Annotated in this window: 22 protein-coding genes; 18 read left to right on the forward strand and 4 right to left on the reverse strand. The window is 65.6% G+C overall.

Annotated features, from left to right (window positions below; translation table 11 throughout):
- The 12 genes from nuoH (at position 1) to ACIQTU_RS07480 (ending at position 11,385) form a co-directional block, all read left to right on the forward strand.
- Positions 1 to 1,077 carry an NADH-quinone oxidoreductase subunit NuoH gene (nuoH, locus tag ACIQTU_RS07425; protein ID WP_400544629.1) on the forward strand — a complete coding sequence of 359 codons (1,077 nt, stop codon included), beginning with the start codon at positions 1 to 3 and terminating at the stop codon, positions 1,075 to 1,077.
- Complete coding sequence (locus ACIQTU_RS07430) at positions 1,077 to 1,289, forward strand: hypothetical protein (RefSeq protein ID WP_400544632.1); 213 nt, start codon at positions 1,077 to 1,079, stop codon at positions 1,287 to 1,289. Before nuoH ends, ACIQTU_RS07430 begins: the two co-directional genes overlap by 1 nt.
- On the forward strand, positions 1,289 to 1,780 hold the full coding sequence (nuoI, locus tag ACIQTU_RS07435; RefSeq protein WP_040345161.1) for an NADH-quinone oxidoreductase subunit NuoI: 492 nt from the start codon (positions 1,289 to 1,291) through the stop codon (positions 1,778 to 1,780). The genes ACIQTU_RS07430 and nuoI overlap by 1 nt, the downstream gene beginning before the upstream one ends.
- A 63-nt stretch (positions 1,781 to 1,843) precedes the next feature.
- Entirely contained in the window at positions 1,844 to 2,470 is a 627-nt protein-coding gene (locus ACIQTU_RS07440; protein ID WP_400544637.1) for an NADH-quinone oxidoreductase subunit J, read from the forward strand.
- Complete coding sequence (gene nuoK / locus ACIQTU_RS07445; RefSeq protein WP_400544640.1) at positions 2,470 to 2,778, forward strand: NADH-quinone oxidoreductase subunit NuoK; 309 nt, start codon at positions 2,470 to 2,472, stop codon at positions 2,776 to 2,778. Before ACIQTU_RS07440 ends, nuoK begins: the two co-directional genes overlap by 1 nt.
- A 14-nt stretch (positions 2,779 to 2,792) precedes the next feature.
- Positions 2,793 to 4,862, forward strand: coding sequence for an NADH-quinone oxidoreductase subunit L (gene nuoL, locus ACIQTU_RS07450; RefSeq protein ID WP_400547062.1), 2,070 nt, complete (start codon positions 2,793 to 2,795; stop codon positions 4,860 to 4,862).
- Positions 4,863 to 4,867: 5 nt separating this feature from the next.
- Complete coding sequence (locus ACIQTU_RS07455) at positions 4,868 to 6,355, forward strand: NADH-quinone oxidoreductase subunit M (protein WP_292082654.1); 1,488 nt, start codon at positions 4,868 to 4,870, stop codon at positions 6,353 to 6,355.
- A 7-nt stretch (positions 6,356 to 6,362) separates the two neighbouring features.
- On the forward strand, positions 6,363 to 7,805 hold the full coding sequence (nuoN, locus tag ACIQTU_RS07460) for an NADH-quinone oxidoreductase subunit NuoN (RefSeq protein WP_400544643.1): 1,443 nt from the start codon (positions 6,363 to 6,365) through the stop codon (positions 7,803 to 7,805).
- A 6-nt stretch (positions 7,806 to 7,811) separates the two neighbouring features.
- Complete coding sequence (locus ACIQTU_RS07465) at positions 7,812 to 8,573, forward strand: biotin--[acetyl-CoA-carboxylase] ligase (protein ID WP_400544646.1); 762 nt, start codon at positions 7,812 to 7,814, stop codon at positions 8,571 to 8,573.
- Positions 8,570 to 9,364: a type III pantothenate kinase gene (locus ACIQTU_RS07470; RefSeq protein ID WP_400547064.1), complete on the forward strand. Its 795-nt coding sequence runs from the start codon at positions 8,570 to 8,572 to the stop codon at positions 9,362 to 9,364. Before ACIQTU_RS07465 ends, ACIQTU_RS07470 begins: the two co-directional genes overlap by 4 nt.
- A 6-nt stretch (positions 9,365 to 9,370) precedes the next feature.
- Positions 9,371 to 11,047 carry a ribonuclease J gene (locus tag ACIQTU_RS07475; RefSeq protein WP_400544649.1) on the forward strand — a complete coding sequence of 559 codons (1,677 nt, stop codon included), beginning with the start codon at positions 9,371 to 9,373 and terminating at the stop codon, positions 11,045 to 11,047.
- Positions 11,047 to 11,385, forward strand: a complete 339-nt coding sequence (locus ACIQTU_RS07480; protein WP_400544652.1) for a DUF3088 family protein — start codon at positions 11,047 to 11,049, stop codon at positions 11,383 to 11,385. The genes ACIQTU_RS07475 and ACIQTU_RS07480 overlap by 1 nt, the downstream gene beginning before the upstream one ends.
- 3 nt (positions 11,386 to 11,388) lie before the next feature.
- Here the strand turns inward: ACIQTU_RS07480 and ACIQTU_RS07485 are convergent, their stop codons facing one another.
- A complete protein-coding gene (locus ACIQTU_RS07485) occupies positions 11,389 to 11,808 on the reverse strand; it encodes a GFA family protein (RefSeq protein ID WP_400544655.1) in 420 nt (139 codons plus the stop codon).
- A gap of 1 nt (position 11,809) precedes the next feature.
- Positions 11,810 to 12,169: a 5-carboxymethyl-2-hydroxymuconate Delta-isomerase gene (locus ACIQTU_RS07490; protein WP_400544658.1), complete on the reverse strand. Its 360-nt coding sequence runs from the start codon at positions 12,167 to 12,169 to the stop codon at positions 11,810 to 11,812.
- 87 nt (positions 12,170 to 12,256) lie between these two features.
- On the opposite strand from ACIQTU_RS07490, the gene ACIQTU_RS07495 reads away from it, so the two are divergent.
- Genes ACIQTU_RS07495 through ACIQTU_RS07510 form a run of 4 tightly spaced genes read left to right on the forward strand, consistent with a single transcriptional unit; the run spans position 12,257 to position 15,916 of the window.
- On the forward strand, positions 12,257 to 12,523 hold the full coding sequence (locus tag ACIQTU_RS07495) for a DUF1467 family protein (RefSeq protein ID WP_400544661.1): 267 nt from the start codon (positions 12,257 to 12,259) through the stop codon (positions 12,521 to 12,523).
- Between the two features lie 60 nt (positions 12,524 to 12,583).
- Positions 12,584 to 13,900: a proline--tRNA ligase gene (proS, locus tag ACIQTU_RS07500; RefSeq protein ID WP_400544664.1), complete on the forward strand. Its 1,317-nt coding sequence runs from the start codon at positions 12,584 to 12,586 to the stop codon at positions 13,898 to 13,900.
- Positions 13,897 to 15,207 (forward strand): lipoprotein-releasing ABC transporter permease subunit, encoded by a 1,311-nt coding sequence (locus tag ACIQTU_RS07505; protein ID WP_400544666.1) that lies wholly within the window; start codon positions 13,897 to 13,899, stop codon positions 15,205 to 15,207. Before proS ends, ACIQTU_RS07505 begins: the two co-directional genes overlap by 4 nt.
- Complete coding sequence (locus ACIQTU_RS07510) at positions 15,200 to 15,916, forward strand: ABC transporter ATP-binding protein (protein WP_400544669.1); 717 nt, start codon at positions 15,200 to 15,202, stop codon at positions 15,914 to 15,916. Before ACIQTU_RS07505 ends, ACIQTU_RS07510 begins: the two co-directional genes overlap by 8 nt.
- Before the next feature lie 2 nt (positions 15,917 to 15,918).
- Here the strand turns inward: ACIQTU_RS07510 and ACIQTU_RS07515 are convergent, their stop codons facing one another.
- Positions 15,919 to 16,920, reverse strand: coding sequence for a hypothetical protein (locus ACIQTU_RS07515; protein ID WP_400544672.1), 1,002 nt, complete (start codon positions 16,918 to 16,920; stop codon positions 15,919 to 15,921).
- Between the two features lie 77 nt (positions 16,921 to 16,997).
- The gene (gene msrA / locus ACIQTU_RS07520) at positions 16,998 to 17,633 is read right to left on the reverse strand and encodes a peptide-methionine (S)-S-oxide reductase MsrA (RefSeq protein WP_400544675.1); all 636 of its coding nucleotides are present in this window, start codon (positions 17,631 to 17,633) and stop codon (positions 16,998 to 17,000) included.
- Positions 17,634 to 17,955: 322 nt separating this feature from the next.
- Between msrA and dnaE the strand changes: the two genes are divergently transcribed.
- Both dnaE and ACIQTU_RS07530 read left to right on the forward strand, forming a co-directional pair.
- Positions 17,956 to 21,411 carry a DNA polymerase III subunit alpha gene (gene dnaE, locus ACIQTU_RS07525; RefSeq protein ID WP_400544678.1) on the forward strand — a complete coding sequence of 1,152 codons (3,456 nt, stop codon included), beginning with the start codon at positions 17,956 to 17,958 and terminating at the stop codon, positions 21,409 to 21,411.
- Complete coding sequence (locus tag ACIQTU_RS07530; RefSeq protein WP_400544681.1) at positions 21,411 to 21,824, forward strand: DUF3224 domain-containing protein; 414 nt, start codon at positions 21,411 to 21,413, stop codon at positions 21,822 to 21,824. Before dnaE ends, ACIQTU_RS07530 begins: the two co-directional genes overlap by 1 nt.
- The last annotated feature ends 2 nt before the right edge of the window (positions 21,825 to 21,826 follow it).

Consider the following 21,826-nt stretch of genomic DNA (forward strand, 5'->3'; position numbering starts at 1 on the left):
ATGGACGCTGCGACCTCCTTCTGGGCCACCCCCATCGGCTGGACCCTGATCACCATCGGCGGGATCCTGATCGTCACGGTCGGGATCCTGATCTCGCTCGCCTTCCTGCTGCTGGCGGACCGCAAGATCTGGGCCGGCGTGCAGATGCGCAAAGGCCCCAACGTGGTCGGCCCCTTCGGCCTGCTGCAGTCCTTCGCCGACTTCTTCAAGTTCGTGCTCAAGGAAATCGTCGTCCCGTCGGGTTCCGACAAGGTCGTCTTCCTGGCCGCGCCGCTGATCACCTTCATCCTGGCCTTCATCGCCTGGGCTGTGATCCCGTTCGCGCCTGGCTGGGTGATCTCGGACCTGAACGTCGGCATCCTCTACATCCTCGCGATCAGCTCGCTGGGCGTGTACGGCATCATCATGGGCGGCTGGGCTTCGAACTCGAAGTATCCGTTCCTGGGTTCGCTGCGTTCGGCGGCGCAGATGGTGTCCTATGAGGTCTCGATGGGCCTGGTCATCATCAACGTCATCCTGCTGGCCGGGACGATGAACCTGACCGAGATCGTCACCCAGCAAAACGGGTGGATCTGGAACTGGAACATGTTCGGCGGCGGCCTCGAGACCCTGCCGACCATCGTGGTCATGATCCCGATGACGATCGTCTTCTTCATCTCGGCCCTGGCCGAGACCAACCGCCCGCCCTTCGACCTTCCCGAAGCGGAGTCGGAGCTGGTGGCTGGTTATCAGGTCGAATATTCCTCGACGCCCTACCTGCTGTTCATGATCGGCGAATACGCCAACATCGTCTTCATGTGCGCCATGATCAGCCTGCTGTTCTGCGGCGGCTGGAACCCGGGCTTCCCGACAGACTTCCTCGACAGCTGGCCGACCTTCCTGGCCAACCTGTTCTACTTCCTGGTTCTGGCGACCAAGATCGTCTTCTGGTTCTTCATGATCGCGCTGACGAAGGCCTTCGTGCCGCGCTACCGCTACGACCAGCTGATGCGTCTGGGCTGGAAGATCTTCCTGCCGACGTCGTTGATCGCCGTGGTGGTCGTGGCGGCCTGGCGCGTGTTCGCGGTGGGTGCGTGATGGGCGTTCGCGCCTCAGCCCTGATCGGCCTGGTTCTCATGGGCGCGGCCGGCGGCTGCGTCTCGTATGAGGCTGAGCCGGTGTCGGTCTATCAATGGGAGCGCAAGGTGGAGCGAATTCAGCGTGAAGACGCTGAACGTCTGCGCATCTGCGGAACCCTCGACAAGGAAAGCGCACGCTATGAACGCGAGTGCGCCGGAGTGAAATCGTAATGCTGACCCGTATCGTTCAGGCGGCCAAGGGCGCGATGCTGACCGACGTGTTCGGCGCCGTCGGCCTGTCGATGAAGTACATGATGAAGCCGAAGGCGACGGTGAACTATCCGTTCGAGCGGAACCCGCAGTCGCCGCGCTTCCGCGGCGAACACGCGCTGCGTCGCTATCCGAACGGTGAAGAACGCTGCATCGCCTGCAAGCTGTGCGAGGCCATCTGCCCTGCCCAGGCCATCACCATCGAGGCCGAGCCGCGGGCTGACGGCAGCCGCCGCACGACCCGCTACGACATCGACATGGTCAAGTGCATCTACTGCGGCCTGTGCCAGGAGGCCTGCCCGGTTGACGCCATCGTCGAGGGACCGAACAGCGAGTTCGCCACCGAGACGCGCGAAGAACTGCTCTATGACAAGGCCCGACTGCTGGACAACGGCGACCGCTGGGAACGGCTGATCGCGAAGAATCTGGAACTCGACGCTCCGTATCGCTAAACCGAGGCGCGATTCCGCCATGGGATCGCAGCGCAAGATTTTGAAGGGGGCTTTGTCCCACCCATGCTGCAAGGCATAGCGTTTTATCTTCTGGCGACGGTCGCCGTGGTCTCGGGCCTTCTGGTCGTGACCGCGCGCAACCCCGTGCACTCCGTCCTCTGGCTGATCCTGACCTTCTTCTCGGCGGCCGGCCTGTTTGTCCTGCTGGGCGCTGAGTTCCTGGCCATGCTGCTGGTGGTCGTCTACGTCGGCGCCGTGGCGGTGCTGTTCCTGTTCGTGGTCATGATGCTGGACGTCGACTTCGTCCGCCTCCGCGAAGGCTACGCCCGCTACCTGCCGTTGGCGGGGATCGTCGCTGCGGTCCTGCTGGCCGAGATGATCATGGTGTCGATCACCGTGGTGCAGGGCGGGGCGGCAAAGGCCGCGGTCGCGCCGGTCGTCGCGGGGCCTGATGCCTCGAACGTCGAGGTGATCGGCCGCGTGCTCTACACGGACTACGTCTACTTCTTCCAGGCTGCGGGCATCGTGCTGCTGATCGCCATGATCGGCGCCATCGTTCTGACCCTGCGTCACCGCCCCGGCGTTCGCCGTCAGGACCTGGCTTCACAGGCCAACCGCGAACGCGCCAAGGCCGTCGAGGTCAAGTCGGTCGCCACCGGCCAGGGCGTCACCCCCGAGGAGCTTCTGTGATGGACATCTCGCTCCAGCACTATCTGGCGGTCGCCGCCATGCTGTTCACCATCGGCGTGTTCGGCATCTTCGTGAACCGCAAGAACGTCATCATCATCCTGATGTCGGTCGAGATGATCCTGCTCGCGGTGAACATCAACTTCGTCGCCTTCTCGACCTATCTCAACGATGTGTCGGGTCAGCTGATGGCCATGTTCGTCCTGACCGTCGCCGCGGCTGAAGCCGCCGTCGGCCTGGCGATCCTGGTGACCTTCTTCCGTAACCGCGGCGATATCGCGGTTGACGACGCCTCCGTGATGAAGGGCTGATCGGAACCGTGACTATCCAGACTCTCGTCACTCTCGGCGTCTTCGCCCCCCTTCTGGGGGCGATGATCGCTGGCTTCTTCGGTCGCAGGATCGGGAACATCGCCTCGCAGTCGGTCACGACCGGCCTGCTGTTCTTCTCGTGCGCGGTTTCGTGGATCGTGTTCAGCCAGTGGACATGGGGCGGGCTCGAAGCCTTCACCGTCCACATCGCGCCCTTCATCCACGTCGGCGACTTCCAGTCGAACTGGTCGATCCGCGTGGACGCCATGTCGGCCACCATGCTCATCGTGGTGACGACGGTTTCGTCGCTGGTTCACCTCTATTCCTGGGGCTACATGGCTGAGGACGACAGCCGTCCTCGCTTCTTCGCCTACCTGTCGCTGTTCACCTTCATGATGCTGGCGCTGGTGACGGCCGCCGACTTCCTGCAGATGTTCTTCGGCTGGGAAGGCGTGGGTCTGGCGTCCTATCTGCTGATCGGCTTCTGGTACAAGAAGGACACCGCCTCGGCCGCCGCCATCAAGGCCTTCGTGGTCAACCGCGTCGGCGACTTCGGCTTCCTGCTCGGCATGATGACCGTCTTCTGGATGTTCGGCACGATCCAGTTCGCCGAGCTGTTCCCGCAGATCGCCGGCAAGGCCGGTACGGGATGGGAATTCCTGGGCTACACCTGGTCTGCTCTGGATCTGGCGGGTCTGCTGCTCTTCATCGGCGCCATGGGCAAGTCGGCGCAGTTCTTCCTGCACACCTGGCTGCCGGACGCCATGGAAGGCCCGACGCCTGTGTCGGCTCTGATCCACGCGGCGACCATGGTCACCGCCGGCGTCTACATGGTCTGCCTGCTGTCGCCGCTGTATGAGCACGCCCCGACGGCGTCGCTGTTCATCGCCATCATCGGCGGCATCACGGCCATCTTCGCCGCGACCGTCGGCATGATGCAGAACGACATCAAGCGCGTGATCGCCTACTCGACCTGCTCGCAACTGGGCTACATGTTCTTCGCCGCTGGCGTCGGCGCCTATCAGCCCGCCATGTTCCACCTGTTCACGCACGCCTTCTTCAAGGCCCTGCTGTTCCTGGGCGCCGGTTCGGTGATCCACGGCATGCACCACGAGCAGGACATGCGGAACATGGGCGGCCTGTGGAAGCTGCTGCCCATCACCTATGCGGTCATGATGATCGGCACCATCGCCATCACCGGCCTGGGTCTGCCCGGCGTCGGCGGCTTCGCCGGCTTCTACTCCAAGGACTCCATCATCGAGAGCGCCTATGCGGCGGCGACGTCGGGCCACTCGGCTGCGGGTATGTTCGCCTTCGTCATCGGCATCTCGGCGGCCCTGCTGACGGCTTACTATTCGTGGCGCCTGGTCTTCATGACCTTCCACGGCACGGCCAAGTGGAAAGACGACGGTCATCACGCCGCCGACGACCACGCCTCGCACGCCCAGCTGGAGACCCACTCCGAGCCGCTGGACGGTGATGACCATGCGCACGACGACCACCACCATGGTCCGCTGTCGCCGCATGAGAGCCCGGCGCCCATGGTCCTGCCGCTTCTGGTGCTATCGATCGGCGCCGTCTTCGCGGGCATGATCTTCGCCCCGCACTTCATCGGTCACCATGAGGCCGAGTTCTGGCGCGGCGCCATTTTCGTCGGCAGCCATAACCACGTCCTGCACGAGAGCCACAATGTCCCGACCTGGGTGAAGTGGTCGCCGCTGGTCGTGACCCTGCTGGGCACCTTCGCCGCCTTCTGGATCTACGTCCTCAAGGAGGGCGTCGCCAAGCAGTGGGCTGACCGCAAGGGACCGCTGTGGACCTTCCTCTACAACAAGTGGTTCTTCGATGAGCTGTATGACGCCGTCTTCGTGAAGGGCGCCAAGGCGCTCGGCGACTTCTTCTGGAAGATCGGCGACGTGAAGATCATCGACGGTCTCGGCCCCAATGGCGCGGCCTGGGCTTCGCTGAAATCGGGCGGCTGGCTGTCGCGCTTCCAGTCCGGTTTCGTCTACTTCTATGCATTCGTGATGCTGATCGGCGTGGCTGCGTTCCTTGCCTTCGCCATCTTCACGTGGGGAGCCTGAGCCTCGTGCCTCACATTCTGAGCATCGTCACCTTCCTGCCGCTGGTCGGCGCCGGCCTGCTGCTTCTGGCCGGCATGATGAACAAGGGCGGCCAGGACGCCGCGGCTCCGGCCGCGCGCTGGATCGCCCTGGGCACCACCCTGGTGGTGCTGGCCGTGTCCGTCCTGCTGGTGGCCCAGTTCGATCCGTCGAACCCGGCCTATCAGTTCGTTGAAAACTACGCCTGGTTCGCCGGCGCGGGGTACCATCTGGGCGTGGACGGGATCTCGATCCTGTTCGTCCTGCTGACGGCCTTCCTGATGCCGATCTGCATCGTGGCCAGCTGGAAGTCGATCGAGACGCGCGTCGTCGAATACATGGTCGCCTTCCTGGTGCTGGAGACACTGGTCATCGGCGTCTTCACGTCGCTGGACCTGTTCCTCTTCTACATCTTCTTCGAAGGCACCCTGGTGCCGATGTTCCTGATCATCGGCATTTGGGGCGGGGCGAACCGGATCTACGCCTCCTACAAGTTCTTCCTCTACACCCTGCTGGGGTCGGTGCTGATGCTGCTGGCCATGCTGTGGATGGCCCATGAGACGGGCACCACCAGCATCCCCGAGCTCAAGAAGTACGCCTTCGACCCGGCCGTTCAGCCCATCCTGTGGCTGGCCTTCTTCGCGTCGTTCGCGGTCAAGATGCCGATGTGGCCGGTCCACACCTGGCTGCCCGACGCCCACGTTCAGGCGCCGACGGCCGGTTCGGTCATCCTGGCCGGCATCCTGCTGAAGCTGGGCGGTTACGGCTTCATCCTGTTCAACCTGCCGATGTTCCCGCAGGCGTCACAGATGTTCACGCCCCTGGTCTTCACCCTGTCGGTGATCGCCGTGGTCTACACCTCGCTGGTCGCCTTCCGTCAGACCGACATCAAGAAGCTGATCGCCTATTCGTCGGTCGCCCACATGGGCTTCGTGACCATGGGCATCTTCGCCGGCAACGACACGGGGGTTCAGGGCGCGGTCTTCCAGATGCTGAGCCACGGCCTGATCTCGGGCGCGCTCTTCCTCTGCGTCGGCGTGGTCTATGACCGGATGCACACGCGTGAGATCGCCTTCTACGGTGGCCTGACGGCGCGGATGCCCTGGTATGCCGCCATCTTCCTGATGTTCACCATGGCCAACGTCGGCCTGCCGGGCACCTCGGGCTTCATCGGCGAAGTGCTGACCATGACGGGCGCCTATCAGGTCTCGACCTGGACGGCCCTGATCGCGGCTTCGGGCGTTATCTTCTCGGCGGTCTACGCCCTGACGCTGTTCCGCAACGTCATGTACGGCGAGATCAAGAACCCGGCGCTGCAGACCATCACGGACATCGACAAGCGCGAGCTGCTGATCTTCGTGCCGCTGATCGTCGGCACCATTTGGCTGGGCCTCTATCCCAACGCCGTCCTCGACTACACCGGGCCGACTGTTGAAGCCCTGACGACCGCCTATCGCGCAGCCATCGGCGGGTGAGAGCATAATGACTGATCTGTCTTCCGCCCTTCAACTCGCCGCCCCGGAGCTGACCCTTGCGGTCGGCGGGCTGGTGCTGCTCATGCTCGGCGCCTTCACCGGCGAGAAGTCGACGCGCCTGATCTCGGGTCTGTCGATCCTGCTGCTGGCCGTCGCCTCGGTGCTGGCCGCGGTCGGCCCGCTGGGCACGGCCTTCAACGGCGCCTATGTGGCCGATCCTCTGGCCGTCTACGGCAAGGTCGCCATCTTCCTGTCGGCGGCGGTCGCCATCGTCCTCGGCGACGGCTGGATCCACCGAAACGGCATGGCCAAGTTCGAGTATCCGGTCCTGATCGTGCTGGCCTCGGTCGGCATGTCGATGATGGCGTCCTCGGGCGACCTGATCTCGCTCTACATCGGCATCGAGATGCACTCGCTGGCCCTCTATGTGCTGGCCGCCTATCACCGCGACAACCTGAAGGCCTCGGAAGCAGGCCTGAAGTATTTCGTCCTGGGCGCCCTGTCGTCGGGTCTGCTGCTCTACGGCGCCAGCCTGATCTACGGCTTCGCCGGTTCGATGCGCTTCGTCGACATCGCCGCCTTCGCCACCGCCAATCCCGGCCCGGGCCTGATCTTTGGCCTGGTCTTCCTGATCTGCGGTCTGGCGTTCAAGGTTTCGGCCGCGCCCTTCCACATGTGGACGCCCGACGTCTATGAAGGCGCCCCGACCCCGGTCGTGGCCCTGTTCGCCACGGCGCCGAAGATCGCCGCCATGGTGCTGATCATCCGCGTCCTGGTCGAAGGCTTCGGCGTGGCGCACGGTCAGTGGGCCCAGGTCATCATCCTGATCTCTCTGATCAGCTTCGCCGTCGGTTCGTTCGGCGGTCTGATGCAGAAGGATGTCCAGCGCCTGCTGGCCTATTCCTCGATCATCAACATCGGCTACGCCCTGTTGGGCGTGGCGGCGGGCACCCAGGCAGGCGTCCAGGCCACCCTGATGTTCATGACCCTCTATGTCATCGACCAGTTCGGCTTCTTCGCCGTCCTGCTGTCGCTGAGCCGCAACGGTCGTCCGATCCGCAAGATCGCCGATCTGGCCGGTCTGAAGAAGGATCGTCCGCTGACGGCGGTGGCCCTGACCATCCTGTCGCTGTCGGCCGTCGGCATCCCGCCGATGTCGGGCTTCTGGGGCAAGTTCTTCGTCTTCGGCGCCGCCGCCGACGCGGGCTACTGGATGGCCGGCGCCGCCGGTCTGGTCGCCTCGGTCGTGGCCGGCTTCTACTACCTGCGCATCATCAAGGTGATGTGGTTCGATACGCCGGAGTTCGACGTGACGACCGACAAGTCGCCGCTGGAAGCCAAGTGGATCGCCCTCGCGGCCGCCGCCTTCTGCTTCCCGCTGGTGATCGTGGCCCTGACCTGGCTGGAGCCGCTGACCCGCGCCGCCGCCTCGGGCGTCGGCGTCGGATAAGGGCGCTTGGCCGCCCCGGTCCTGATCCTCGACGAAACCGACTCCACCAACGCCGAGGCGCGACGCCGCGCCGAGGCGGGCGAGGGCGGGCCGCTGTGGATCACGGCCCGGCGGCAAACGGCTGGTCGCGGCCGTCGCGGACGCAAATGGGAGAGCGAGAGCGGCAATCTCGCATCCAGCTTGCTGCTGCTGACGCGGAAATCCCCCGCCGAGGCCGCGCAGCTGACCTTCGCCGCATCCCTGGCCGTGGCTGACCTGCTGGACCGCTATGTTCCGCCGGCCCTGGTCACGATCAAATGGCCCAATGACGTGTTGCTGGACGGCCGCAAGACTTCCGGCATCCTGATCGAGTCCGGGCCCGCGCCGGCGTTCGGGATGACTGCGGGCGGTCTGTGGCTGGCGGTCGGCATTGGGGTGAACCTGAGCCAGACGCCCGGCGACACCGAACGCCCCGCCACCTGCATCGCCGAACACCTGAGCCAGGGCGTCGTCGCAGCGCCGAGCGTTGATGAGGCCGCCAAGGCTCTGGCCGAGACCTTCGGTGTCTGGCTGGACCGTTGGATGACGTTCGGCTTTCAACCCATTCTTGACGCCTGGATCGCGCGGACGCCTGGTCTGTACGGTCCCTGCACGGCGCGGCTGACCCGCGAAACTCTGACCGGCACGGCCGACGGGGTCGAGGCGGACGGCTCGCTGCGTCTGAAACTGCCGGACGGGTCGCTGCGGGTGATCTCTGCCGGCGACGTCTTTTTCGGAGAGGCCGCCTGATGTTGCTGGCGATCGAGCAAGGCAATACCAACACCCTGTTCGCCGTTCACGACGGCAACGACTGGATCGCCCAATGGCGCACGGCCACCGACGCCATGCGGACGGCCGACGAGTATGCGGTCTGGCTGCATCAGTTGTTCGAGATGCGCGGCAAGGGCCTGACCATGAGGGACCTCGACGGCTGCATCATCTCCAGCGTGGTGCCGCAGTCGATCTTCAACCTGCGCAACCTGGCGCGGCGCTATATCGCCGTTGAGCCTCTGGTGATCGGCGAGAACGTCAATCTCGGTATCGAGGTGCGCATTCCCAAGCCGAGCGAGGCCGGGGCCGACCGTCTGGTCAACGCCATAGGCGCGCTTCAGGTCTATGAGGGCGATCTGCTGCTGATCGACAGCGGCACGGCCACGACCTTCGACGTGGTGTCCGGCGGCGCCGAGCGGGGGCAGGGGGCCTTCGAGGGCGGGCTGATCGCGCCGGGCATCAACCTGTCGCTGCAGGCCCTGCACGAAGCGGCGGCCAAGCTGCCGCGCATCGCCATTCAACGCCCTGATGTCGTCATCGGGCGCGACACCGTCACCTCCATGCAATCGGGCGTCTTCTGGGGCTATATCGGCCTGATCGAAGGGCTGGTGGACCGTATCAAGGCCGAGTGGGGCAAGCCCATGACGGTCATCGGCACCGGCGGCATCGCCTCGCTGTTCGAGGGCTCCACAAATTCAATCGACCGGTTTGATCCGGACCTGACCATCCGCGGCCTACTCGAAATCTGGCGGCGGAACACCCATCTCTAGGGACGTATGACAAAGAAAACTCAAAACGACGAACTCGTCTTCCTGCCGCTGGGCGGCTCGAACGAGGTCGGCATGAACCTGAACGCCTATGGTTTCGGCCCGGCGCATGATCGCAAGTGGATCATCGTCGACGTCGGCGTGACCTTCGGCGACCCCTCCACGCCCGGCGTGGACGTGATCGTGCCCGATCCCACCTTCCTGGAAGGCGAGAACATTCTGGGCATCGTGCTGACGCACGCCCACGAAGATCATATCGGCGCCCTGGGCTGGCTGTGGCCGCGCATCAAGGCGCCGCTCTATGCGACGCCCTTCACCGCCTATCTGATCCGCGAGAAGCTGCGCGACGCCAACATCCTGGACGATGTCGAGCTGAACGAGATTCCGCTGGGCGGCGACCTGAACCTGGGTCCGTTCGACGTGACCTTCGTCACCATCACCCACTCGATCGCCGAGCCGAATGGTCTGGCCATCAAGACCCCGCTGGGCACCGTCCTGCACACCGGCGACTGGAAGATCGACAATGATCCGGTCGTGGGCGAGCGCACCGACGTGGAGACGATCAAGCGTCTCGGCGACGAGGGCGTGCTGGCGATGGTCTGCGACAGCACCAACGTTTTCGTCGACGGCGTGGCCGGTTCCGAGGGCGACGTGAAGGTGGCCCTGGCCGCCCTGATCAAGGACCTGAAGGGCCGCGTCGCCGTGGGCTGCTTCGCCTCCAATGTCGCGCGCATGGACAGCGTCATCCGCGCCGCCGAGTCCGCCGGTCGCCGTGTGGCCCTGGCCGGGCGCTCGATGCACCGCATCACCGCCGCCGCCAAGTCGGTCGGCATGCTGAGCGACGTCAAACCCTTCCTGAGCGAACAGGAAGCGCGCGTCTGGCCCGAGGACGAGATCCTGTATCTCTGCACGGGCAGCCAAGGCGAGGTCCGCGCGGCCCTGTCGCGCGTGGCCGAGGGTACTCACCCCTTCATCAAGCTGGGTAAGGGCGACCACTGCATCTTCTCGTCGCGGGTCATCCCGGGCAATGAGCTGTCGATCGGCCGTCTGCAGGACAAGATGGCCGACCGGGGCGTGCGCCTCTACACCGAGAAGGACCATCCGGGCATCCACGTCTCGGGCCACCCGTGCCGGGATGAACTGCGCGAGATGTACAGCTGGGCCCGTCCGCGGATCGCGGTGCCGACCCACGGCATGCGCCGCCACCTGATGGAACACGCCAATCTGGCCAAGGACATGCAGGTCCCGGAAACCGTGACGCCGCGCAATGGCGACATGGTGCGTCTGGCGCCCGGACCCGCGGCCATCATCGACGAAGTGCCCTCGGGCCGTCTGTTCGTCGACGGCGGCATGCTGGTCGAGGAGGCGGGCGAGGCCCTGCGCGAGCGCCGGCACGCGGCCTCTAACGGCGTGCTGGTCGTCAGCTTCGCCATGGATAAACGCGGCAAGATCGTCAGCGACATCGACGTGCGCGGCATCGGCCTGCCGGGCGACGAGGACCGTCCGCTGGGCGATATCCTCGACGATCTGGCCGAGCGCGCCGAACAGGCGGTTCGCAAGCTGAAGGGCGAGGCTCTGGAGGATGAGTTGGTGGTCGAGCAGGCCGTCAGCCGCGCTCTGAAGAAGGCCAGCCAGCAGGTCTGGGATCGCCGACCCATCGTCGAAACCGTGATCCTGCGTCTGTAATGACGGATCGGCTTTATCTGCTGAACGCCGACTGGTTCGACGATCAGGGCGGGCCTTGGTACTGCCCGCCCGGCGCCCGCATCGAAGGCGTGCTCGGCCTCTATCCGCGTCTGCGTGAGCAGGTTCAGGTTACGCATCTGGATCACCCCCGTCCGCGCGCCGCCGTGGTGGCCGAGGTGGGGGAGGCCAACCAGAGCTGCCCGATACTGGTGCTGGACGGCGAGTTCGACTGGCCCGACGCTCAGGTCAGCGCGGAGACCGGCGCCCGTTTCCTGCAGGACGACGACATCCTGCCCTATTGGGCGGCCCGCTACGGCATCGGCCGTCCACACCCGTAAGGGTCAGTCGTTCGGCTCAAACCTCAGCACCCCGGCGATCCGCGAGACGCCGGTGTCGCTGGGGTGGGCCTGACCGTCCATTACGGGAACCTCGGCGAAGTCGAACGGGCTGACACCGTCGAGGCAGGCGACGTTGATCCCATACTGCTGCTGGTTCGAGCGGCGCTGGTGATGGGTGTAGATGCCGCAGCGCGAGCAGAACCAGTGCTTCGCCGAGCCCGTGTTGAAGCGATAGAGGGACAGGGCGTCTTCGCCCTGTGTGATCTCGAATCCGTCGAGGGCGGAAGAGACCGCCACCGCGCCCCGCATCCGACACAGGGAGCAGGTGCAGCGGCGCGCCGTATTCAGGCCGTCGTTGAGACGGACGCGAAAGCGGACCGTCCCGCAGTGACAGCCGCCGGCTCTGGTCGCGGTCTCGGTCAAATCAGCCTCCCAGCGTGACCTTTCGATAGTTGTCCTTGTCCAGATTTCCGATCTCGACCGAAATCTGGGCTGAACCGTCGTAGGGCTTCACGCCCGCCAGCAATGCCGCCTGGACCGCTTCGCCCAGCGCCGTCTTCTGCTCCTGCGTCCGGCCTGTAAGGATACGCAGGTCGCAATGGACCATGGCCTGGGCCGGGTCGCCGTCGGCGATGATCAGGTCGTCGCAGCGCACGATGCGGGTCTTGCAGGCCAGCGTCGTCGCGCCGACCAGGTCCACGCACAGCTGATGGATCTCCAGCGCCAGGGCGCGCCAATCGGTCCCGTCGAAATGGGGGGAGTGTTCCAGGGTGATCTGTGGCATGAGGGCGTCCTTGTTTCGCGCCTTTCCTTAGCCTGCTGATCACGCGGGCGGAATGCGGCAGGCGCCCGAACCGATGGATGATCGCCCATGCCTCTTGGCCCCTTCACTCTGGTGGCGCTGTATCTGACCACGTGGTGGATCGTGTTGTTCATGATCCTGCCGCTGGGCTCGTCGAAGCAGGTCGAGACGCCGCCGACCGACGGCAGCCAGTGGGGCGCGCCCGCCAATCCGCAGTTGAAGAAGAAATTCATCACCACGACCTGGGTGTCGGCCATCGTCTGGGTCGGCATTGTCTTCATCGTCTGGACCGGATGGATGCCGCTGCCGGACTTCACGCGCGGTCCTGCGCTCTAGCTTTCGCCCCATTCGCCCGTTTAAAACTCGGGCCTGACTGATTTTGCAGAGATTCCCGCCATGCGCCTGTCGCGCTATTTCCTGCCGACCCTGAAAGAAGCCCCTTCCGACGCCCAGATCGTGTCGCACCAGCTGATGCTGCGCGCAGGCATGATCAAACAGGAGGCCGCCGGCATCTACGCCTGGCTGCCGCTGGGCCTGCGGGTGCTGCGCAAGATCGAGAACATCGTGCGCGAGGAGCAGGTCAAGGCCGGCGCTGTCGAGCTGCTGATGCCGACGCTGCAACTGGCCGACCTGTGGCGCGAGAGCGGCCGCTACGACGCCTACGGCCCGGAGATGCTGCGCATCACCGACCGTCATGAGCGCGAGCTGCTGTACGGACCGACCAACGAGGAAATGGTCACGGATATCTTCCGGGCCTATGTGAAGTCGTACAAGGCCCTGCCGCTGAACCTCTTCCACATCCAGTGGAAGTTCCGCGATGAGCGCCGTCCGCGCTTCGGCGTCATGCGCGGCCGCGAGTTCCTGATGAAGGACGCCTATTCCTTCGATCTGGACGAGGCCTCGGCCCGCATCGCCTACAAGCGCATGTTCGCCGCCTATCTGAACACCTTCTCGCGCCTGGGCCTGAAGGCGGTGCCGATGCGCGCCGACACCGGCCCGATCGGCGGCGACCTGAGCCACGAGTTCATCGTTCTGGCCGAGACCGGCGAGAGCGAGGTCTTCTGCGACCGCAAGCTGGTCGAGATGGACGCGCCGGGCCACAACCTCAGCGTCGAGCAACTGGAAGGCGTGTTCAACGAGCGCACGGCCCTCTACGCCGCGACTGAGGAAATGCACGACGCGGGCCGCTTTGAGGCCGAGACCGCCGAGGGCGACCGTCTGTCGGCGCGCGGCATCGAGGTCGGCCACATCTTCTACTTCGGCACCAAATACTCGACGCCGATGAAGGCCAAGGTTGCCGGGCCGGACGGTCAGGACACCGAGGTCCACATGGGCAGCTACGGCGTCGGCGTGTCGCGCCTGCTGGGCGCCATCATCGAGGCCAGCCACGACGCCGGCGGCATCATCTGGCCGGACTCGGTCGCCCCGTTCGATGTGGTGGTGATCAATCTACGCGCCAGCGACGAGGCCGTCTCGGCCGCCTGTGAAAATGCCGTGGCCAAGCTGGAGGCCTTCGGCAAGGACGTCCTCTACGACGATACCGACGAGCGTCCGGGCGGCAAGTTCGCCACCGCCGATCTGATCGGCGTGCCGTGGCAGCTGACCATCGGTCCCAAGGGCCTGGCCGACGGTGTGGTCGAACTGAAGCGCCGCGCCACCGGCGAGAAGCAAACCCTGTCGCTGGACGCCGCCCTGGAGCTGCTGACGAAATGACCGACGTCGCGACGGCATCCACGCCGCCCGCCGTGAAACCGGCCGGTCCCTTCTCCGCCTGGGAGATCGGACTGGCGCTTCGCTACCTTCGCGCCAAGCGCAAGGAGGGCGGGGTCGCCCTGATCGCCATCATCAGCTTCGTCGGCATCATGCTGGCCGTGGCTGTCCTGATCAGCGTGATGAGCATCATGGCCGGCTTCCGCAGCGAACTGCTGGGGCGGATGCTGTCGTTCAACGGGCACATGTATGTGCAGGGGCCGGTCCTGACCTCGCCCGACCGCGAGGCGGCGCTGAAGCGCATCAGCGACGTGCCGGGCGTGGTCTCGGTGACGCCTCTGACGGAATCTCCCGCCATGTTCCGGGCTGGCGGCCAGATGACCGGCGGCGTCGTACGCGGCGTTCGGCCCCAGGACCTGGCCTCGACCAAGTTCGTCTATGACAGCCTGACGCCCGAGATGCGGGACTCCTTCGGGCGCGGCGAATACGGCGGCGACAACATCCTGATCGGCAAGGCCCTGGCTGACCAGATGGGGCTGAGCGTCGGCAGCGCCCTCTCCATCTATTCGCCGACCGGCGCCGACAGCGCCTTCGGCAACCTCGGTGGTCTGGAAAAGACCTACCGCGTCGGCGGCATCTTCAGTTCCGGCACGGCCGACTACGACCGCGCCTTCATCTTCATGCCTCTGGAACAGGCCCAGCTCTTCTTCGGCAAGGAGGGGGTCTGGGACGTGATCGAGATGAAGGTCGCTGAACCCGATCAGGTCGAAACCCTGTTGAACCCGGTGCAGCAGGCCGCCGGGCCCGGCAGCATCGTCACCGATTGGCGTGTCCGTCTGGCCGCCTTCTGGGGCGCGCTGAAGGTCGAGCGCGTGGCCATGAGCATCATCCTGGGTTTGGTCGTCGCCATCGCCGCCATGAACATCATCAGCGGCATCGTCATGCTGGTGAAGAACAAGACCCGCGACATCGCCATCCTGCGCACTGTGGGGGCCAGCCCGTCCTCGATCCTGCGCATCTTCTTCGTGTCGGGCGCGGCCATCGGCATCGGCGGGACCATCGCCGGTCTGGTGTTGGGCCTGCTGTTCTGCCTGAACATCGGCGCGATCCAGCACTTCATCGAAGGCATCACCGGGGTCCAGCTGTTCAACGCCGACGTCTATATGTTGGACGCCATCCCGGCCCTGGTCGATCCGTGGGACGTGACCTGGGTGGCGCTCTTCTCCTTCTTCATGAGCTGCCTCGCCAGCCTGCCGCCGTCGTGGAACGCGTCGCGGATCGACCCGGTGGAGGCACTGCGCTTTGAATAGTCCGCTGAACAAGACGCCGACGCTCAGCCTGCGCGGCATCATCCGCACCTATCCGACCGCTTCCGGCGGGCTGACGGTGCTGAAGGGCGTTGATCTGGACATCATGCCGGGCGAGGTCGTCGGCCTGATCGGGCCGTCCGGCTCGGGCAAGTCGTCGCTGCTTCATGCCGCCGGTCTGCTGGAGCGGCCGACCAGCGGTCAGGTCATGATCGACGGCGAGGACGTCGGCGGTCTGGACGAGCGGGCGCGCACGCGTCTGCGCCTGTCGCGGATTGGATTCGTCTATCAATTCCACCATCTGCTGCCGGAATTTGATGCGCGGGATAATGTCGCCCTGCCAATGCGCATCGCCGGCCATTCCGAGGCCGAGGCGCGCCGCCGGGCCGAGGCCCTGTTGACCAGCCTGGGTCTGGGCGAGCGTTTCACCCATCAGCCGGCCCAGTTGTCGGGCGGCGAGCAGCAGCGCGTCGCCATCGCCCGTTCTCTGGCCAACAACCCGCGCCTGCTGCTGGCCGACGAACCGACCGGCAACCTCGACCCCGCAAACAGCCATGCCGTGTTCGAGGCCCTGCGCGAACTGGCCAAGACCACGGGCGTCGCCGCCCTGATCGCCACCCACAACATGGAGCTGGCCGGTCACATGGACCGCGTCTTCGCCCTGAAAGACGGTCATCTGGAAGAGCGTGCGGCCGAGGCCCAGACCTACTGAGGTCAGGCGACAGCCTCGGCGCGGTTCTTGATCACGCCGAGGACGTTGCGATGGAAGTCGCCGAGGAAGACGCCGCCCCACCATGCCGCATAGTCGTTCATCGGCGTGCGGATCCAGTAACGGGTGGTCAGGATCAGGTCTGAACCGCCGCCCGCCGTGGCCTCGATGCGATAGCGGCCTTCCTCCAGTCGCAGATAGTCGCTGTCGACGGTCAGGTGTTCATCGAGGATGAGGCGCGAGGCGTCAGGGCCGACGTGGAAGGTCCAGGCCAGGGCGCGCTCAGGCGTCCATTCGGTGATGTGTTCCTCGAAGCGAACGCCCCGCGCCCATTGCAGATGCCGCACCGCGCCGACGCCGACGCCGGCCATCCGCGCGTCCTGCGGTCTAGGAATGCCGACCAGGTCGTGGCTGAAGTTCCAGCGGTGCTCGCGGTCCTTGATGGCGCGGATGTCGGTCAGGTTGTTCCAGACGACCTGAGGCGCGGCGTCGATATGGATGCGACTGACGACCTCACGAGTCTGGGCTTGTGGCGGGCGATCAGCTTCGACCGGGACGCCGATCAGCGGCACGGCCAGCAGAGCGAGGCAGGCCACGCGACCCGGACGGCTCTTCATGACGCCTCCGGCAATCACCCCGCCCAGAATGCCCGAACCGTAAAAGATGGGCGCCGCCATCACCAGACAGACCGAGCCCTCGCGAAGAACTACGCCGGCGCAGACCAGCATGACCGTGACGGTCAGGGCTGAAATGCTGGCGTGAGAGCCGCTACCCTTGATCCCGTTGGGGTCCGACACCGCGACGGCGAGGATGCAGGCCGCGATTGGCGCGCCCAGCAAGAAGCCGATCAGCAACATTCCTGAATCGGGCGCATTCAGCCGGGTCCATCCATAGATGCCCAAGGCATAGACCAAGCCGCAGGCAACCGCCGTCGCGAAGACACGATAGGCCGGCGGTTCTTTCGGCGGAACGGGCAGGGGACTCAGGCCGGGGCGATCAGCAGTCATGGCCCAACCATGACGAGCTTTGCCTTTCGCCGCCAGACACAGGCTGTGGCGAGCGGGCTCTGGGCCGGCGGGGCAGTTCAGCCAGCGGCGGCGGCGCCCCACAGGGTGCGCAGCCTCGCGCTGCGGCCGCAGCCGATGCGGTAGGCTTCGTATTGTGCCGGGTGCCGACGGGCGAAGTCCTGATGCTCGGGGGCGGCGGGCCAGAACCGCATGGCGGGATAGACGGGAGTAAGGAAACCGGCCCCCTTGGCGCCTAGCGCGGTCCGCGCGGCCGTGCGGGAGGCCTGAGCCGTGGCCGTCTGGGCGTCGGTCGCATAGACCGCCGTGACGTAGGACGGACCCTGATCACAGACCTGTCCAGTCTGATCAGTCGGGTCGATGGTGCGCCAGAAGCGGTCGACCAGAGTGCGGTAGCTGACCACGGCCGGGTCAAATGTCACCAGCACAGCCTCGCGATAGCCGGTGCCGCCGCGCACGACCTGTTCATAGGTCGGATTGGGCGCCGTGCCGCCGACGAAGCCCGACACTGCGGAGCGTACGCCGGGCAGGCCGTCGAAGGCCTTTTCCTCGGTCCAGAAGCAGCCGCCCGCGAAGATCGCTGTCTGAAAGCCGGGCGGCGGCCGCTCCGGCGACGCGGCCTCAACCGGCGTTTCCGCGGGCGAGCAGGCCGCCGTCAGGGCTATGGCGATCAGCAGGACGACACGCGACGACATGGGAGGCTCTCCCGTTCAATGCTTCACCAAGGTGGGGAAGGCGAGGACGACGCGCGAGCGCGGCAGTTGTGTTCCGCGCTTGCAATGAGAACAAAGCAGGAATATAGAACATTTCAGGAACAACGGAGCTGGGGATAAACCGATGTCGCGTTGGGTGAGGGATATGCTGTCGCTTGCGTCGTGCGGCGGCTTCGTCTGGATGATCTGGCAGGCGTCTTTCCTGGTGGCGTGATCGCCGCATCGACTCCCTGCATGATCACAATCCGGCCGCGCGGCGGTCGGATATGAGAGGTCCCGACGGGCGGGATCAGCGGAGTTTGTGTTGGCGGAAACGACGAACAGTCAGGGCTTTGTCCATCTGCGGGTCCGCAGCGCCTATTCCTTGCTGGAAGGGGCGATCAAGGCCGGCAAGATCGGCAAGATGGCTGCGGACGCGGGAATGCCCGCCGTCGCCGTCGCTGACCGCGCCAACCTGTTCGGCGCGCTGGAGTTCAGTCAGAACACCAAGGACGCGGGCGTTCAGCCCATCGTCGCCTGCGCCCTGCCGGTGCTCGGCATCGGCGGCCAGGTCGCCGAACGCTGGGCCAAGACCCCGACCGTGGTGCTGCTGGTCCAGAACGAGCAGGGCTGGCTCAACCTGTGCGCCCTGTCGTCCGCCGCTTACCTCGACGCGGGCGAGATGTCGGAGCCCGGCGTCCCCTGGGCGCAGGTTGTGGATAAGTCCGAGGGGCTGATTCTGCTGTCGGGCGGTCCCGACGGCCCGATCGACCCCCTGTTCGTCCAGAACAAGCGCGAAGATGCGCTATCTTCTCTTGCAGAGATGAAACGCGTTTTCGGTGACCGTTTCTATGTCGAATTGCAACGCCACGGTCTGCCGCAGGAGCCTGCGGCGGAGAAGGGCCTGGTCGAATGGGCCTACGCTAACGACGTGCCTCTGGTCGCCACCAATGACGTCTATTACGCCAAGGCGGCTCAGGCGAAGTCGCACGACGCGCTGCTGTGCATCTCCGACGGCGCCTTCACCGGTCAGGAGGATCGGCGCCGCATCACCGGGGAGCACTGGTTCAAGACCGCCGAGGCCATGCGGACCCTGTTCGCGGACCTGCCCGAAGCCTGCGACAACACCATCGACATCGCCCGCCGCTGCGCCTTCCTGGTTCAGACCCGCGCGCCGATTCTGCCGCGCTTCGACACCGGGGCCGGACGCTCTGAGGCTGACGAACTGGCGCACCAGGCGCGCGAGGGGCTGAAGCTCCGGCTGGAGAAGAACAAGGCTTATGCGCCTGAGGAAGACTACTGGGCCCGCCTCGAATGGGAGGTGGGGATCATCCAGCAGATGGGGTTCCCCGGCTACTTCCTGATCGTTTCGGACTTCATCAAGTGGGCCAAGGTGCACGGCATCCCGGTGGGGCCGGGCCGGGGCTCCGGCGCCGGTTCGCTGGTGGCCTGGTCGTTGACCATCACCGATCTGGACCCGCTGCGGTTCGGCCTGCTGTTCGAGCGCTTCTTGAACCCCGAACGGGTCTCCATGCCCGACTTCGACATCGACTTCTGCCAGGAGCGGCGGGAAGAGGTGATCGACTATGTGCAGGATCACTACGGCAAGGACCGGGTGGCCCAGATCATCACCTTCGGCACGCTGCAGGCGCGGGCCGTGCTGCGCGACGTCGGCCGGGTGCTGCAGATGCCGCTGGGCCAGGTGGACCGGCTCTGCAAGATGGTGCCGAACAACCCGGCCAACCCGGTGACCCTGGCCCAGGCCATCGACCTGGAGCCGCGCCTGAAGGAGGCGCGCGACGCCGAGCCGGCGGTGCGGACCCTTCTGGAAACGGCGCTGGAGCTGGAGGGGCTGTACCGCAACGCCTCGACCCACGCGGCAGGCATCGTCATCGGCGACCGGCCGCTGACCGAGCTGGTGCCGCTGTATCAGGACCCGCGTTCGACCATCCCGGCCAGCCAGTTCAACATGAAGTGGGTCGAGCCGGCCGGTCTGGTGAAGTTCGACTTCCTGGGCCTGAAGACCCTGACGGTGCTGGACCGGGCGCGCGAGTATCTGGAACGGCGCGGCGCGGCGCCGGAATGGAACCTGCTGCCGCTGGACGATCCCAAGACCTATGAGCTGATGGCCTCGGGCCAGACGGTCGGGGTGTTCCAGCTGGAATCCCAGGGCATGCGCGACACCCTGCGCAAGATGCGCTGCGGGTCCATCGAGGAAATCACCGCTCTGATCTCTCTCTATCGGCCGGGGCCGATGGAGATGATCGACACCTATATCGACCGGAAATTCGGGCGGGCCGAGGTGGACTATCTGCACCCCAGCCTGAAGGAGGTGCTGACCGAGACCTACGGCGTCATCATCTACCAGGAACAGGTGATGAAGATCGCCCAGATCCTGGCGGGCTACAGTCTGGGTGAAGCCGACCTTCTGCGCCGCGCCATGGGCAAGAAGAAGAAGGAGGAGATGGATTTCCAGCGCCTCCGCTTCGTCAAGGGCGCATCCGAGAAGTCCGTGCCAGAGGCCCAGTCGGGCTCCATCTTCGACCTGGTGGCCAAGTTCGCGGGCTATGGCTTCAACAAGTCCCACGCCGCCGCCTATGCCCTGATCTCGTTCCAGACGGGCTGGCTGAAGGCCAACCACCCGGTCGAGTTCTTCGCCGCCTCGATGAGCCTCGACCTGTCGAACACCGACAAGCTGGCGGTCTTCTATCAGGACTGTCGGCGGTTCGAGATCCCGGTTCTGGCCCCCGACATCAATCGCTCCTCCGCCGACTTCGACGTGGCGTGGAAGGACGGGCAGGGCAGCGTGCTTTATGCCCTGGGCGCCATCCGCAACGTGGGTCTGGAGGCGATGAAGCACGTCGTCGAGGTGCGTGAGGCGGGCGGGCCGTTCGCCGACATCTTTGACTTCCTGGAGCGGGTCGACCCCAAGGCGGTCAACAAGCGGGCGCTGGAAGGCCTGGCCAAGGCGGGCGCTTTCGACAGCCTGAACTCCAACCGCCGCCAGCTGTTCGAGCAGGCCGACACCCTGATCGCCTATTGCCAGAGCGTCGCCGCTGAGCGTGCGTCGTCGCAGGTCAGCCTGTTCGGGGCGGATCAGGCGGGGGCCGCGCGACCGCGCCTGAAGAGCGTCGAGCCTTGGGCCGGCCCCGACAAGCTGGATCAGGAACTGGCGGCCGTCGGCTTCTACCTGTCAGGGCACCCGCTGGAAGACCTGACCCCCGCCTTGAAGCGCAAGCGCGTGACCTTCGTGGCTGAGGCTCAGGGTCTGGCCGAGGCGGGCCACGAAGCCTTCCTGATGGCGGGCGTCGTGCGTCGGCGTCAGGAGCGGGCCAGCGCCAAGAGCGGCGAGAAGTTCGCCTTCGTCACCTTCTCGGACCCGACGGGCGAGTTCGAATGCCTGTTTCCGCCGGAACAGCTGCGGCGCTGCCGGGATATCCTTGAGGTCGGGGCCTCGGTGCTGGTCAAGGTGCGGGCCAAGTCGGCGGACGGCGAGGTGCGCTTCTTCGGCGACGACGCCAGTCGGATGGAGACCCTGCTGGACGACACCCAGATCGGCTTGCGGGTCGTCCTGTCGGCCCAATCGGCCGACGCCGAGGCGCTGAAGGCGCGGCTGGATCGGGCCAGGGCCCAGGGCAAGGGCGGCGAGGTCTGGCTGCAGGCCACGCTGGGCGGACGGACGGAGATCGAGATCAAGCTCCCCGGGCGCTACCGACTGGACGCGGCCTTGCGCGGGGCGTTGAAATCGGCGCCGGGCGTGGTGATGCTGGAGGACGCCTGATGAACGAGGGGCTGCTCATGAAGAGTGCGCGCGGGATTTTTGAGGTCGTCATCACTCCGGTCCAGCCGGCGGAGGGCGCCGCGTCGGACGCGCCGGGACGCATGCTTCTGGCCAAGACCTTTCATGGCGATCTGACCGGAACCGCCTCCGGCGAGATGCTGGCGGTCATGAGCCCCGAGCGGTCAGGCGCCTATGTCGCCCTGGATCGGGTGCATGGCGTCATCGACGGGCGCGAGGGAGCCTTCGCCCTGGTGCATCGTGGGCTGATGGACCGGGGCGCGCAGGAACTGCTGATCACCATCGTGCCGGGATCGGGGGCAGGGGAACTGGCCGGGATCGCAGGGGTGTTTCACCTGACCATCGCCGACGGCGTTCATCACTATGATCTGGAATACAGCTTGCCGACACCTTGAGG

This window comes from Brevundimonas sp. NPDC090276, from assembly GCF_044772165.1.
GTDB lineage: Bacteria > Pseudomonadota > Alphaproteobacteria > Caulobacterales > Caulobacteraceae > Brevundimonas.

What these genes read in the sequence shown, in the direction of transcription:
- nuoH (WP_400544629.1), top strand. Translation starts at nt 1, where the DNA reads ATGGACGCTGCGACCTCCTTCTGGGCCACCCCCATCGGCTGGACCCTG.
- ACIQTU_RS07495 (WP_400544661.1), top strand. Translation starts at nt 12,257, where the DNA reads ATGCCTCTTGGCCCCTTCACTCTGGTGGCGCTGTATCTGACCACGTGG.
- nuoK (WP_400544640.1), top strand. Translation starts at nt 2,470, where the DNA reads ATGGACATCTCGCTCCAGCACTATCTGGCGGTCGCCGCCATGCTGTTC.
- ACIQTU_RS07430 (WP_400544632.1), top strand. Translation starts at nt 1,077, where the DNA reads ATGGGCGTTCGCGCCTCAGCCCTGATCGGCCTGGTTCTCATGGGCGCG.
- ACIQTU_RS07475 (WP_400544649.1), top strand. Translation starts at nt 9,371, where the DNA reads ATGACAAAGAAAACTCAAAACGACGAACTCGTCTTCCTGCCGCTGGGC.
- nuoN (WP_400544643.1), top strand. Translation starts at nt 6,363, where the DNA reads ATGACTGATCTGTCTTCCGCCCTTCAACTCGCCGCCCCGGAGCTGACC.
- ACIQTU_RS07490 (WP_400544658.1), bottom strand. Translation starts at nt 12,169, where the DNA reads ATGCCACAGATCACCCTGGAACACTCCCCCCATTTCGACGGGACCGAT.
- ACIQTU_RS07530 (WP_400544681.1), top strand. Translation starts at nt 21,411, where the DNA reads ATGAACGAGGGGCTGCTCATGAAGAGTGCGCGCGGGATTTTTGAGGTC.
- proS (WP_400544664.1), top strand. Translation starts at nt 12,584, where the DNA reads ATGCGCCTGTCGCGCTATTTCCTGCCGACCCTGAAAGAAGCCCCTTCC.
- ACIQTU_RS07440 (WP_400544637.1), top strand. Translation starts at nt 1,844, where the DNA reads ATGCTGCAAGGCATAGCGTTTTATCTTCTGGCGACGGTCGCCGTGGTC.
- ACIQTU_RS07505 (WP_400544666.1), top strand. Translation starts at nt 13,897, where the DNA reads ATGACCGACGTCGCGACGGCATCCACGCCGCCCGCCGTGAAACCGGCC.
- ACIQTU_RS07515 (WP_400544672.1), bottom strand. Translation starts at nt 16,920, where the DNA reads ATGACTGCTGATCGCCCCGGCCTGAGTCCCCTGCCCGTTCCGCCGAAA.
- ACIQTU_RS07480 (WP_400544652.1), top strand. Translation starts at nt 11,047, where the DNA reads ATGACGGATCGGCTTTATCTGCTGAACGCCGACTGGTTCGACGATCAG.
- msrA (WP_400544675.1), bottom strand. Translation starts at nt 17,633, where the DNA reads ATGTCGTCGCGTGTCGTCCTGCTGATCGCCATAGCCCTGACGGCGGCC.
- nuoI (WP_040345161.1), top strand. Translation starts at nt 1,289, where the DNA reads ATGCTGACCCGTATCGTTCAGGCGGCCAAGGGCGCGATGCTGACCGAC.